This is a genomic window from Methylobacterium haplocladii (genome assembly GCF_007992175.1).
GTDB classification, from domain to species: Bacteria; Pseudomonadota; Alphaproteobacteria; order Rhizobiales; family Beijerinckiaceae; genus Methylobacterium; species Methylobacterium haplocladii.
In genome coordinates, this window is record NZ_BJZT01000046.1 from 1 (window position 1) to 12,929 (window position 12,929).

Genomic DNA, 12,929 nt, shown 5'->3' on the forward strand with positions numbered 1-12,929 from the left:
CCGGTCCTCCATTCGGAGAACCAACGACGCCCCGACCAAACCGTGCCACCCGTTATGGGTTCACGACCTAGAACGATGGACCAGGGCATCGCATCCGTCAGCGGAATTCTGGTAGAACTCGACGCTGCGCTTCAGCCCGTCGGCTGAGCTGCGATCAGGTCCCGCAGGGTGGTGATCGTCGAGGCGTCGGCGACGCCGTCGACCCGTGCTTGCCGGAAATGTCGCTGGAAGGCCGTCACCACGGCGAGCGTCCGGGCGTCGAACAGACCCGTCACCGGCTGATCGTAGCCGTAGAGCGCGAACATCGCCTGCAGGGCCTCGATCGGTTCGCCGCTGTCGCCCTGCGCGAAAAAACGGCCGTCGCGGATCGGGGCCGGCGAGACGCAATGGCCGATGCCTGCTGCTGCGAGGCGATCCCACGGAAAGTTCTCGCCGGGGTCTTCCTTGCGCTCCGGCGCGACGTCGGAATGGGCGAGAACGCGCACTGCGGGAATCGCGTGACGGTCGAGGATGTCGCGGCACAGCCGCAGGACTGCACCGATCTGCGCCTCGGTATAGGGCGGCAGGCCACCGATATGGCCGGGATGGGCGATCTCGATGCCGATCGAACGGGAGTTGATGTCGCGATCGAGCCCCCAGCAGCCGAGGCCGGCATGCCAAGCGCGCCGGCTCTCCGGCACCAACTGTACGATGCGCCCGTCCTCGAACACGAAGTAATGCGCCGAGACCTGGGCGGCGGCGGTGCAGAGCCGCGCCAGGGCGAGATCGGCGGTCGCCATGCCGGTGTAGTGCAGGATCAGCATGTCCGGCGGCCCGCCGGCGCGCTCGCCATGGTTCGGCGAAGGCGCGACACGCTCGACGAGCCGGCTGTCGGCGAGAAACGTCACGTGATGCCTCGCTCCGCCGCGATCCGGTCCCAGGCGGCGTTGATCGCGGCGAGCCGGCGCGTGGCGATGGCGACCGCTTCCGGAGGCAGGCCGCGGGCGATGGCGCGATCGGGGTGGTTTTCCGCAACGAGCGCCCGGTAGCGCGCTTTCTGCTCGGCGGCGCTCGCCGCGCGCTCGATGCCGAGCACCAGGTACGGGTCGTCGGCGAGGCGGACGTGGCGGGCGGCGAGGCGCTCGAAGGCGGCATCGTCCAACCCGAAGATCCGGGCGACGGCGCGTAGGTAGCGCTCCTCGTTCTCGTGGATTGCGCCATCGGCCTTGGCGATGTGGAACAGTCCGTCGAGGACATCCTCCAGCAGGGCCGGTTCGTCATGGAACGTGGAAGCGAGCTGCCCCGCGTAGCCTTCGAAGCCGTCGGTCGTCGCCTTGGCCAGATCGAACAGGCGCTCGACGCCGGCCCGCGCCCCCGGCTCGACCTCAACCACCTGCCCGAAGGCCTCGACCTCGGCCGGCGTCACCACACCGTCGGACTTCGCCATCTTGGCGGCGAGCGCGACGAGGTCGGTGGTGAAGACCACGTCGCGTGGCGTCGCGCCGAACGGCGCGCCTTCGCGGTCAACGAGAAAATGCCCGGCCACCGAGCCGGCCAGCGCCCCGATCGGACCGCCGACGAGGGCGCCGAGGCCTGCACCGCCGATCTTGCCCCAGATGCCGAGGCTCATCGGGAGGGGCTTTCGAGGGCAACGGCGGCGGGCTGTGGACTGAAGAGTCGAGGCAGGGGCATTCGCTGACGGCGCGGTACGGGGCCGGTTGCTAAAGCCGAATGCCGGTCGGGGCGCAAGCCGAACTGCGGGCCGACGGCTGACGCACATGGAAAAGGCCGGAGCATCCGCTCCGGCCTTCGCTTGGTCCGACACCGGTTTGGGGCCGAAGACCTCAGCGGCAGTACACGTCGCCGTAGGCGTCGCGGTAGGTGCCGTAGGGGCAGCGCGGGGCGGTGGCCGCACCGCCGATGGCGCCGGCAGCGCCGCCGATGGCCGCACCCGCGAGCGCGCCGCCGGCCCGGCCCGTGGCCAGACCGCCGACCGCGGCGCCGAGGCCGGCACCGAGGGCGCCGCCGCCCAGCGCCCGTTCACCCGGGGTGTTGCAGGCGCCGACGGAGAGCGCGAGGGTGCAGGCCAGGATGGCCGCGGTGAGCTTCTTCATGGTCGTACGACTCCCTTGTGCATCGGCCCGCCCGGCGTTTTCGCCGTGGCGCGCCCAGAGACCGTCACCGGCCTTCTGCAGAGGCAGGTCACGCGATACGGTCAAGATTGGGGCGGCGGCCGCGCGGGGCATGACATTTCTCGACCGAGCCGCCATCTGAAGCGCAAGCTGTTGCGCAAACACACCGAAATCTCGAGGTCCCGATGTCGAAAGCCACCCTGATCGTCCGCAAGGCCGCCGTCCGCCCCGAGCAGATCGTGGACACCGTGATCCTCGACCACGCCGCGCGGAATGTCGCCACGGGCTCGCTCACGGCATCGGGCGGAACCGCGTTCGAACTCAGCCTGCAGAAGGCCGGACAGGTCGAGGACGGCGACGCCTTCCGCCTCGACGACGGCCGCCTCGTCGCGGTGAAGGCGGCGGACGAGGCGCTGCTCGAAGTGCGCGCCGAAAATCCGGCGCGGCTGGTTCGCCTCGCCTGGCAACTCGGCGGCAGTCACGTCCCGGCAGAGGTCGGTGCCGACGTGCTCTATGTGCCGGCCAGCGCGGCAGAGCTGGTGCGCGGCGCCGGCTGCGCGGCAAGCCCCGTGACCCGTGCCTTCAAACCCGAGAAAGCGGCGCACGATCACAGCACCTGCGGGCACGACCACAGCCACGATCACGACCATTCCCACGATAATGCGCATGGCCATTCCCATGACCACGCCGAGCATGGGCATGGCCACGAAGCTTCTCGCCACGAGCACCACGACCACGGGCACGCCGCCCATCACCATCACGACCACTGAGGCGCGATAGGCGCGCGTTTCAGCCCGCGTCTTCAACCCGCGTTGCGATCCATAGAACGTGCCGGCGCCCGTCGGTGACGTTGGAGCGGATCCGGATCTCCTCGACCGAAAAGCCGGTGCGGCGCAGCCGTGCCTTGAACTTGCGGTCCGGGTGCCCGGACCACACCGCGAGGATACCGCCGGGGCGGAGCGCCCAGCGGGCACGTTTGAGACCCCAGGCATCGTAGAGCCGGTCGTTCGCCCGCCGGGTCGCGCCCTCCGGGCCATTGTCGACGTCGAGCAGGATGGCGTCGTAGGCGGCGGGCGCGGCCTGGATCGACCGGTTGACGTCCTCGACGCGAATCGCGACGCGCGGGTCGTCGAGGCTGCCGGCAAAGAGGTGCGAGAGTGGCCCGCGCGCCCAGGCTGCCACCGACGGCACCAGCTCGGAGACGACGACGCTCGCCTCCGGCCCGAGTCCGTCGAGCGCCGCGCCGAGGGTGAAGCCCATGCCGAGCCCGCCAATCAGCATGCGAGCCGTGGGCCGGTCGCGCAGCCGCTCGCAGGCGATCGTCGCCAGAGCCTTCTCCGAGGCGCAGAACAGGTCGCTCATCAGCTCGCACGTCCCGACCATGATGGTGAAGCCGTCGCTGCGGCGCATCAGCCGCATGGTGTCCGGCGTGCCCGGCACGGCGCCGACGTCGATTTCGGTCCAGGCGGTCGTGTCGGGCATGGGCATTTCGGGTGGGAGGGCAGGCTTGGCCGGCCGGTGACTAGCAGACCCGAGGCGCTCCGGGGTAGGCGGCGACGGCGGGCGGCGCTATGGAGGCGCCCGAAGCGAGGCTCGGCTCGGCCCGGTCCCTCGGTCAATCAGGACGTCCCAGCGTCGCCGGCCCGGAGTCGTGGCCGCGACCGATCGCACGAGTCACACCCCCACCATGGCCAAGCGCGTGAAGTCGAAGCCGCAGGAGCGCGGGTTCGTTCTGTTCGATGTCGTCTTCGAGGACGGCAGCCTCGCCTCCAACCGGCGCATCCCGATGGAAATCCTTGGCGGCCTCGACGGAGACGAGCCGGCACGGACGATGATCGAGGAGCAGGAAGCCGAGATCGCCGAGAAGGCCGGCCGCCCGCCGCGCGTGATCCAGAACCTCAGCCGCACCCCGGCCCGCGAGCGCGAGCCGAAGCCGGTCTGATCCGGACCACGGCCCCGAGAGGTGTCGCGGTCTACGTAACCGCGTTTTGCAGGCGTGGCCGCGAAGTCCCTTATCGCGGCCTATGGGTTGTGGTTCAGCTTTCCGAACCGGTGCGAAGACGGAGGCTCCTATCCCAGAGCCTCGCGGAACGCGCGCAGGTTGGCGCGCATCATCGCGATGTAGTCCGGGGCAGGTCCGTCGGCCCCACTCAGCGCATCGGAGAAGACCTTGCCGCCGAGCTTGGCCCCGCTCTCGCGGGCGATCTGTTGCATCAGTCGCGGGTCGGCGATGGATTCCAGGAAGACCGCCGGGATCTTCTGCTGGCGGATCTGCCGGATGATGCGGGCGACGTCCTTCGGGCCGGCCTCGCTCTCGGTCGAGACGCCCTGGGGCGCGATGAAGCGCAGGCCGTAGGCATCGGTGTAGTAGCCGAAGGAATCGTGATTCGTGATGATGCGGCGGCGCGCCTCGGGAATGCCGCGGATGGTCTCGCGGATCTCGGCATCGAGCGCATCGAGTTTTTCACAATAGGCCCGGGCGTTCTCCGCGTAGAGCGCGGTATGGGTGCCGTCGATCCGTGAAAGCCCGTCGCGGATCGCAGCGACGTAGAGCTTGGCGTTGGCGACGCTCTGCCAGGCATGGGGGTCGGCGTGATCGTCGGTCGCGCCATGGTCGTGACCGTGATCGTCATGGTCGCGCGAGCCGGCGATGGTCTTGGCGTCCTGCGATGCGACGACGACCGGGGCTCTGGTGCCGGAAGCCCGGATCAGGCGTTCGATCCAGCCCTCGAAGCCGAGGCCGTTGACGAACACGATGTCGGCACCGGCGAGCTGCCGAGCATCCTCGGGAGCCGGGCTGAAGCTGTGGGCGTCCGCATCTGGCCCGACGAGGCTGGTCACCGCGACCCGCTCGCCGCCGACCTGACGCACGAGATCGCCGAGGATCGAGAAGGTCGCCACCGCCTTGATCCGGCCCTCGGCCGAGGCGGCAACCGGCGTCAGCACGGCCAGCAGCACGGCCAGCCCGATGGCCGTCCACCGAATTCCGCTTGGTCCGCTGCGCGTCATGTCCCTCACCCGTCATTCGATCTGAGAGCGGACATAATGTAACATTATCACACTGCCAATCCCGATCGACGAAGCGATCATGGAGAAGGCGCAAGCCGCCGGACACATGCCGGATACACGCGTCTGTGCATTCTGGAGCCATGGGTTGAATCCCTTCTCCTGACACGAGGTGCCGTCATGTCGAGACGTGTGATCGTAGCGGTTCTGCTGGCGGGCCTCGCCGGCGCCGGAGCCGTGGCTTCCGTGGGGGCCGGGGAGCGGCACGGCTGGGGTGGTCCGGGCCACGGGCACGGCCGCTGGAGCGCGCTCTCGCCGGAGGATCGCGAGGCCTTCGCCGACGCCCGCATCGCCGCGCTCCATGCAGGCATGAAGCTCACCCCCGACCAGGACAAGCTCTGGCCCCCGGTCGAGCTCGCGATCCGCGACCTCGCCAAGCAGCGCGAGGCCCGGATGCAGGCACGCCGCGCGCGCGGCGCGGCGACCGAGGACGCTCCAACCCGCCTGCGCAACATGGCGGATGCCGCCACCGCCCGCGGCGAGGCCCTGCGAAAGCTCGCCGATGCCACGGCGCCGCTCTACGCTACCCTCGACGAGGGCCAGAAACGCCGCGCCGCCATCCTCGCCCGGCCGATGCGTCCGCATGGCGGCGGCTGGCGCCACGGCAGGGGCGAGCACGACGGTCCCGGGGGGCCGGGCGGCAAAGACGACGACTGATCGCCTCCGGTTTCGCTTGATCCCGCAGGACGGCGGTTGCACACACCGCTAGCCCTTCCTCCCTTGGGGGCGGATCGACGGAAGATTTTTGACCGGCATGGCGCGGCGCCCGCTCCTGAGGGGCGACACCCTCCCTCTCCTCGGACGGCTTTGGCGCGAGTGGCTCTCGCCGCACCGGGCGACGCTCGCCGTCGTGCTCGTGCTGATCGCGATCGTCGGTGCGGCGACCGGCCTCTACCCTGCGCTGATCAAGGCGGCCTTCGACGCCTTCGACGCCAAAGACCAGCGCGCGCTGGCTTACGGGCCGATCGTCGTCATCGTGGTGACCTCCGTGCGCGGCTTCGCACTGTTCGGCCAGACCGTGCTGACGAATCGGGTGGTCACGCGGGTCGAGGCCGACATGCAGGGGGCGCTCTACGCCCACCTGATCGAGGCCGACATGGCCCAGTTGGGCCGTGAGAGCGCCGCTTCGTTCACGCAGCGCTTCACCACGGATTTCGCCTTCATCAAGGAGGCGCTGACCCGCATCTCCACGGTGCTCCTGCGCGACATCGCGATGCTGATCGCGCTGGTGATGGCACTGGTCTGGATGGACCCGATCCTGACGCTGGTCGCCGGCATCACCGTGCCCTTCGTCGCCGGGCCGATCGGGCGCGTCGGCAAGCGGCTGCGTCAGGTCTCCACCAACACGCAGGAGCAGATGGGGCAGATGGCGAGCCTGATCAGCGAGAGCCTGCAGGGCGCGCGCATTGCCAAGACCTATTCGCTGGAGAGCTACCTCAAGGGCCGCGCCGATCAGGCGCTGGACGACGTCCGCCGCCTCAAGATGAAAGCCGCCAACGCCCGCGGCCGGTTGGACCCGTTGCTCGAGATCGGCGGCGGCTTCGCCGTCGCGGCCGTGCTGGTGATCGTCGGGCAGCGCGTGATGTCGGGCGAGAAGACCGTCGGCGATTTTACCGGCTACGTCGCCGCGCTGCTGCTCGCCGCACAGCCCGCCCGGGCGCTCGGCACCCTCAACGCCATCCTGCAGGAGGCGGCCGCCGCCCTGACCCGCTACTTCGCGCTGCTCGACGAGCGCCCGACCATCCGAGAGGCGGCGGATGCCGTGCCGCTGTGCGTCACGAAGGGCGAGATCAGGTTCGAAGCCCTGCGCTTCCGCTACCGCGACGACGCGCCGGCCCTCGAGGGCATCGATCTGACGGTGCGTGCGGGCGCAACCACGGCGCTCGTCGGCCGCTCGGGGTCCGGAAAATCCTCGCTGCTCAACCTCCTGCCGCGGCTCTACGACGTCACCGAAGGCCGTGTGCTCATCGACGGCCAGGACATCCGCGGCGTGACCATCGCCTCGCTGCGCGCCGCCGTCTCCGTGGTCTCCCAGGAAGTCGTGCTGTTCGACGACACGGTTGCCGCCAATATCGGCTTCGGCCGGCCGGGGGCGAGCCGGGCCGAGATCGAAGCCGCGGCCGAGGCCGCTGCCGCGCACGGCTTCGTTTCCCGCCTCGCGGAGGGCTACGATTTTCGCGTGGGTCCAACGGGCGGACGGCTCTCGGGGGGCGAGCGCCAGCGCATCTCGCTGGCCCGCGCTTTTCTCAAGGACGCACCCATCCTGCTCCTCGACGAGGCGACCAGCGCCCTCGATTCCGAGTCCGAGCAGCTCGTGCAGGAGGCGCTGGTGCGGCTCATGCGCGGCCGTACCACGCTGGTCATCGCCCACCGCCTCTCCACCGTGCGCGACGCCGGGATGATCGCTGTGATGGAGGCCGGCCGGATCATCGAGACGGGCACGCACGAGGCGCTGGTCGCCTCCGGCGGGGCCTATGCGCGGCTGCACCGTCTGCAATTGTCGGACGAGCCGGCGCCGGCTCCGGTTTGAGTTTCGGGACGTCCCACCACTCCGCTCGCGCGGATCGCCGTGGCGTCATCCCGGCCCCCATGGACGAAACCGGACCGAGCACAATCTGTCTCTCCGCAGGCGTCGTCGCCGCGTAAGCCGAGAGACACCGATGGCAGGCGAGATCTTCGGCAAGACCAAAGGCGGCGAACTCGTCACCCGCCTGACTCTGGAGCGCGGAAATTTTCGCGTTCAGCTGCTCGATTTCGGCGGTATCGTCACCACGATCGAGACGCCCGACCGCGAGGGCCGGCTTGCCAACGTCGTCCTCGGCCTCGAAACGGTCGAGGGCTACGAGACTGTCAGCCCGCATTTCGGCGCACTCGCAGGCCGCTACGCAAACCGCATCGCGGCAGGCCGCTTCACCCTCGACGGCCAAGCCTACCAGCTCCCGATCAACGACCCGCCGAACACCCTGCACGGCGGCGTGACCGGCTTCGCCAAGCGGCTGTTCCGCATCGTCGCCGCCGACCCGCAGCGCGTCGTCCTGATGCGCCGCAGCCCCGACGGTGAGGAGGGCTTTCCCGGCAATCTCGACCTCGAAGTGGCCTACAGCCTGCCCGAGGACGGGGTTCTGCGCATCGACTACCGGGCCTGGACCGACAAGCCGACGGTGCTCAACCTGACCAACCACAGCTACTTCAACCTCGCCGGCGAGGGTTCCGGCGACGTCATGGGCCATGTGGTCGAACTCGCAGCCGACGCCTACACGCCGACCGATGCGCATCAGATCCCCACCGGCGAGATCCGCCCGGTGCAGGGCACGCCCTTCGACTTCCGCAAGGCCACGGCCCTCGGCGCGCGCATCCGCGACGACGATCCGCAGCTCGTGCAGGCAAAGGGCTACGACCACAACTTCGTCCTGCGCGGCCTCGCCGGCACCCTGCGCCCCGCCGCCGCCTGCCTCGACCCGGCGAGCGGCCGCCGCCTCGACGTGGCCACCACGCAGCCGGCGCTGCAGCTCTACACCGGCAACAACCTCGACGGCACGCTGGTCGGCCCTTCCCGACGCACCTATCGCTCCGGCGACGGGGTCTGCTTCGAGACGCAAGGTTTTCCGGACGCCCCGAACCACCCGGAATTTTCCTCGGCCGTGCTGCGTCCTGGCGCACCGTTCGTATCGACCTCGACCTACCGGTTCTCGGTAGCGTAGCCGTGGACGGACTGCCCGCTTCCATCTCCGATACGGTGCGCGCCTATCTCGCGCGCGTCGACGGACAAGGATCCGGCCTCATCACCGGGCTGTACCTCGTCGGCTCGATCGCGCTGGGCGACTATCGCGAGGGTATCAGCGATATCGATTTCATCGCGCTCGTCCCGGCCGAACTGGATGCGGTGCGCTTGGAAGGGCTCGCGCGTGTCCACGCTGAGATGGCTGCGCTCGGTTCCCCGTTTTTCGACGGGGTCTATGTGACGCCGGACCGGCTCACCCGCATGCCAGGCGAAGTCGAGCACGCGACCTTCTGCGTCGAGGGAGATTTCCGGCCGAATGCCCGCTGCTTCGAGATCAACCCGGCGGCCTGGGCCTGTCTCGCCCGCCACGGAATCACCGTCCGCGGATCCGAGCCGAGCCAACTCGGGATCGCCACCGATCCTGGCTTTATGCGGCGTCTCCAGATCGGCAATCTCCACAGCTACTGGATGAGCTGGATCGCGCAGGCCGAAGCGGCCCTGGCGCGCAAGCGCTCGGACGAGGATATGGCCGGGTCTTCGTTCAGCTGGGGCGTGCTCGGCGTGACTCGGATCGCCCGCACCGTCGCCACCGGCGACATCGTCTCGAAATCCGAGGCCGGCCGTTGGGCCTTGCAGACCTATCCGCCGGAATGGCGGCCGGTGATCGAGGACGCTCTGCTGGCACGCGACGGGCGTGTCGACCGTGTGTCGCTCGACCGGTTTGCCAAGTCCCTCGAATACATGCGGTTCGTGATCTCGCAGGCCGGCGAGACCTGCTGACTGCGATCAATGCGTCCGTCGGCAGGCTACTTGACAAGCGCGTGGGCTGGGTCTGTTTATTCTGTTATGTCAGAAATAACAGACGTTCCTGTCAAGCTGCCGGCCGCGGTCGAAGGCTTCGTGATGCACTGGGGGAATCTCGGTGGGCAATGGGGCGTGAACCGCTCCGTCGCGCAGATTCACGCGCTGCTCTACCTCTCCGACAAGCCGCTGCATGCGGAGGTCATCGCCGAAACGCTCGGGATCGCACGCTCGAACGTCTCGAATTCTCTCAAGGAACTGACCGGCTGGAACCTGATCCGTCGCGTGCCGATCTCCGGGGATCGGCGCGATCACTTCGTGGCCGAGACCGATCTTTGGGAGATGGTCACGCGCATCGCCGCCGGCCGCAAGGAGCGCGAAATCGATCCGGCGATCGCGGCACTGCGCGTGTGTGCGGCTCAAGCCGAGGACGACCCCGCGGTCGGCGCCGTGGCGCGGCGGCGGCTGAAGGCGATGCTCGATTTCACGCAGACGATGGAGGGATGGTACGCGCAGATGCTGCACGTGCCGCATGCGACGCTGGCGAAACTGATCCGTCTCGGCAGCCGCATCGTGCGATATCTGCCGGTGAAGCCGGAAGCCTGAACGGGCGGACCGATGGCGGCTCAGCCGCCGAGATGCGCCGAAGGCCGATCCTCGCCCCAGATCTTCTCGAGATTGTAGAAGCCGCGCACCTCGGGCCGGAAGATGTGGACGAGAAGGTCGCCCGCATCGATCAGCACCCAGTCGCAGGCCGGCATGCCCTCGACCCGGGCGGTGCCGTAGCCCTTGGCCTTCAAGTCCTGCAGGATCTTGTCGGCGATGGCGCCGACATGGCGCTGCGACCGGCCCGACGCGATGATCATCGTATCGGCGAGCGAAGTCTTGCCCGCCAGATCGATCGCGATGGTCTCTTCGGCCTGCATATCGTCGAGGCACCCGAGCGCGAGGGCCTTCAGAGCGTCGGAGCCGTCGGCCCCTTGGGTTTCGTGATCGCTCAGCGGATCGGTTCCTGATTCTGTCGCGGCCTCGTCCGAGGCGGCTCTCGTTCTACACGAAAAAACTGGAGGGTTCGGCCGCCGATTTCAACGGCGCGGACCTGTGGACCTCTCTCATACACGCTTCCGCAGCGCCGTCGATGACAGGGACGAGCGTGGGCCATGCAGGAAGACCCAGGCCGGCGGCGGTCGATCGGCCAGAAGACCGGCATCGGTCTCGTCGATCCGCCATCGCGCGAGTGCCCGCGCGCCGGGCGCGTTCGGTGCCGCGAGGGTATGACCGGGGCGGTCGATCACCGCGATCGGCATCAGCCCGGCGATCTCGCGAAATCGCTTCCAGCGGTGGAAGCTCGCCAGCGAATCCGCGCCCATGATCCAGATGAAATGCAGATTCGGCCGCCGCAGGCGCAGCCAGCGCAGGGTCTCGACGGTATAGCGCGCGCCGATCGCTGTCTCGAAGCCGGTCACCGCGATGCGCGGATCCTCAGCCACCGCTTCCGCCATCGCCAGCCGTTCGGTGAGCGGCTCCAGTTCGCCTCGATCCTTGAGCGGATTGCCGGGCGTGACCAGCCACCAGACCCGGTCGAGCCGCAGGCGCTTCAAGGCCATGCGGCTGACATGACGGTGGCCGGCATGGGCCGGGTTGAACGAGCCTCCGTAGAGGCCGATCCGCATCCCCGGGGCGGCCGGCGGCAATTTTGCCGGGTCGATCCGATACCTCATCCGTCGCTCGGCCGGACCGACGTTTTCGCCTCCGTCATTGCGAGCGCAGCGAAGCAACCGAGGGCCAATGCACCGACGCGGCACGTACGGCCCCGGATCGCTTCGCGCTTGCAATGACGGGAAACGAACATTCGCAGGCCGGATCAGACCGGCCGCGTCTGCCCGCTGCCGTGGACGCGGTACTTGAACGTCGTCAATTGCTCGACGCCGACGGGGCCGCGGGCATGCATCCGGCCGGTGGCGATGCCGATCTCGGCGCCGAAGCCGAACTCGCCGCCATCGGCGAACTGGGTCGAGGCGTTGTGCGTGACGATGGCCGAGTCGACCTCGGCCATGAAGCGGCCGGCCGCTTCCATGTCCTCGGTGACGATGGCGTCGGTGTGATGCGAGCCGTTGGTCTCGATATGCTCGATCGCGGCATCGAGGCCGTCGACGACGCGGGCGGAGATCACTGCGTCGAGATACTCGGTCCGCCAGTCGGCCTCGCTCGCGGGGGTGACGCGGGAGTCGGCGGCCTGCACGGCGGCGTCGCCGCGCACGGCGCAGCCAGCCTCGATCAGGGCGGCGATCAGCGGCTTAAGATGCGTGTCGGCCACCGCGCTGTCGACGAGCAGCGTCTCGGCCGCGCCGCAGACGCCGGTGCGGCGCATCTTGCTGTTGACGAGGAGGGTGCGGGCCATGTCGAGGTCGGCGCCGGCCGCGACGTAGACGTGATTGATCCCGTCGAGATGAGCGAAGACCGGCAGGCGCGCCTCGGCCTGGACGCGCTCGACGAGGCTGCGCCCGCCACGGGGCACGATCACGTCGAGGCAGCCGTCGAGGCCGGTGAGCATCAGACCGACAGCGGCGCGGTCACGGGTCGGCACGAGCTGGATCGCGTCGGCCGGCAGGCCGGTCTGGGCGAGGCCTTCGCTCATGGCACGGGCGATGACGGTGGCGGTGCGATGCGAATCCGAGCCGGCCCGCAGGATCGCGGCGTTGCCGGCCTTGAGGCAGAGTGCGCCGGCATCCGCCGTGACGTTGGGGCGGCTCTCGAAGATCACGCCGACGACGCCGAGCGGCACCGAGATGCGCTCGATGAGGAGGCCGTTCGGCCGCTCGAAGGCGGCGAGCTGGCGCCCGACCGGATCGGCCAGCGCCCCGACTTGCGCCACAGCCTCGGCAATGCCGGCGACTCGCTTCTCGTCGAGGGTGAGCCGGTCGATCAGCGCCTTGGTCTGCCCGGCGGCCTTGGCGGCGGCGACGTCCCGTGCGTTCTCGCGCAGAATCTCCGCGGCGTTGGCACGGATGCGCGCGGCGATGGCGCGCAGCGCGACATCCTTGGTCTGCGCCGAGGCGAGCGCCATGCCGCGCGCGGCGGCCCGGGCCCGGCGGCCGATCGCGGCCATCAAGGTCGGCAGGTCGTCGGATTCCGCAAACTCCGACCGGAGGTTCAAGACAGGCACGATCCCGTTTCCGTCATCCATGATGCGCGCGTCACGCAGGATATTTCCGCCGAGTCATCGCACG

Annotated in this window: 15 protein-coding genes; 7 read left to right on the top strand and 8 right to left on the bottom strand. The window is 69.2% G+C overall.

The genetic code is table 11. The annotated features are described in order from the left end of the window. Positions 1-131: 131 nt before the first annotated feature. The 3 genes from MHA02_RS20060 to MHA02_RS20070 form a co-directional block, all read right to left on the bottom strand. Positions 132-887: an N-acetylmuramoyl-L-alanine amidase gene (locus MHA02_RS20060; RefSeq protein ID WP_147082064.1), complete on the bottom strand. Its 756-nt coding sequence runs from the start codon at positions 885-887 to the stop codon at positions 132-134. Further along, the gene (locus tag MHA02_RS20065) at positions 884-1,609 is read right to left on the bottom strand and encodes a TerB family tellurite resistance protein (protein ID WP_147082066.1); all 726 of its coding nucleotides are present in this window, start codon (positions 1,607-1,609) and stop codon (positions 884-886) included. The genes MHA02_RS20060 and MHA02_RS20065 overlap by 4 nt, the downstream gene beginning before the upstream one ends. Positions 1,610-1,823: 214 nt before the next feature. Continuing rightward, entirely contained in the window at positions 1,824-2,093 is a 270-nt protein-coding gene (locus tag MHA02_RS20070) for a YMGG-like glycine zipper-containing protein (RefSeq protein WP_147082068.1), read from the bottom strand. A 203-nt stretch (positions 2,094-2,296) separates the two neighbouring features. On the opposite strand from MHA02_RS20070, the gene MHA02_RS20075 reads away from it, so the two are divergent. Next, on the top strand, positions 2,297-2,881 hold the full coding sequence (locus MHA02_RS20075; RefSeq protein WP_147082070.1) for an urease accessory protein UreE: 585 nt from the start codon (positions 2,297-2,299) through the stop codon (positions 2,879-2,881). Positions 2,882-2,900: 19 nt separating this feature from the next. Here the strand turns inward: MHA02_RS20075 and MHA02_RS20080 are convergent, their stop codons facing one another. Then, positions 2,901-3,593: a polyamine aminopropyltransferase gene (locus MHA02_RS20080; RefSeq protein ID WP_238180539.1), complete on the bottom strand. Its 693-nt coding sequence runs from the start codon at positions 3,591-3,593 to the stop codon at positions 2,901-2,903. Between the two features lie 205 nt (positions 3,594-3,798). Between MHA02_RS20080 and MHA02_RS20085 the strand changes: the two genes are divergently transcribed. Further along, the gene (locus MHA02_RS20085; RefSeq protein WP_147082140.1) at positions 3,799-4,053 is read left to right on the top strand and encodes a hypothetical protein; all 255 of its coding nucleotides are present in this window, start codon (positions 3,799-3,801) and stop codon (positions 4,051-4,053) included. Positions 4,054-4,181: 128 nt separating this feature from the next. Here MHA02_RS20085 and MHA02_RS20090 read toward each other — a convergent pair whose 3' ends face one another. Then, on the bottom strand, positions 4,182-5,120 hold the full coding sequence (locus tag MHA02_RS20090) for a metal ABC transporter substrate-binding protein (protein WP_147082072.1): 939 nt from the start codon (positions 5,118-5,120) through the stop codon (positions 4,182-4,184). A 177-nt stretch (positions 5,121-5,297) separates the two neighbouring features. Between MHA02_RS20090 and MHA02_RS20095 the strand changes: the two genes are divergently transcribed. From MHA02_RS20095 to MHA02_RS20115, 5 genes are all read left to right on the top strand, one after another. Further along, positions 5,298-5,834, top strand: coding sequence for a Spy/CpxP family protein refolding chaperone (locus MHA02_RS20095; RefSeq protein ID WP_147082074.1), 537 nt, complete (start codon positions 5,298-5,300; stop codon positions 5,832-5,834). 97 nt (positions 5,835-5,931) lie between these two features. After that, positions 5,932-7,707 carry an ABC transporter ATP-binding protein gene (locus MHA02_RS20100; RefSeq protein ID WP_147082076.1) on the top strand — a complete coding sequence of 592 codons (1,776 nt, stop codon included), beginning with the start codon at positions 5,932-5,934 and terminating at the stop codon, positions 7,705-7,707. Positions 7,708-7,837: 130 nt separating this feature from the next. After that, complete coding sequence (locus tag MHA02_RS20105; protein WP_147082078.1) at positions 7,838-8,878, top strand: aldose epimerase family protein; 1,041 nt, start codon at positions 7,838-7,840, stop codon at positions 8,876-8,878. A gap of 2 nt (positions 8,879-8,880) precedes the next feature. Beyond that, positions 8,881-9,678, top strand: a complete 798-nt coding sequence (locus MHA02_RS20110) for an aminoglycoside adenylyltransferase domain-containing protein (protein WP_147082080.1) — start codon at positions 8,881-8,883, stop codon at positions 9,676-9,678. Positions 9,679-9,744: 66 nt separating this feature from the next. Beyond that, the gene (locus tag MHA02_RS20115) at positions 9,745-10,305 is read left to right on the top strand and encodes a GbsR/MarR family transcriptional regulator (protein WP_147082142.1); all 561 of its coding nucleotides are present in this window, start codon (positions 9,745-9,747) and stop codon (positions 10,303-10,305) included. Between the two features lie 20 nt (positions 10,306-10,325). Here the strand turns inward: MHA02_RS20115 and rsfS are convergent, their stop codons facing one another. From rsfS to MHA02_RS20130, 3 genes are all read right to left on the bottom strand, one after another. Continuing rightward, positions 10,326-10,625 (bottom strand): ribosome silencing factor, encoded by a 300-nt coding sequence (gene rsfS, locus MHA02_RS20120; RefSeq protein ID WP_373318401.1) that lies wholly within the window; start codon positions 10,623-10,625, stop codon positions 10,326-10,328. Positions 10,626-10,811: 186 nt separating this feature from the next. Further along, complete coding sequence (locus MHA02_RS20125; protein WP_147082084.1) at positions 10,812-11,420, bottom strand: nicotinate-nucleotide adenylyltransferase; 609 nt, start codon at positions 11,418-11,420, stop codon at positions 10,812-10,814. Between the two features lie 143 nt (positions 11,421-11,563). Then, the gene (locus MHA02_RS20130; protein ID WP_147082086.1) at positions 11,564-12,865 is read right to left on the bottom strand and encodes a glutamate-5-semialdehyde dehydrogenase; all 1,302 of its coding nucleotides are present in this window, start codon (positions 12,863-12,865) and stop codon (positions 11,564-11,566) included. Positions 12,866-12,929 lie beyond the last annotated feature (64 nt).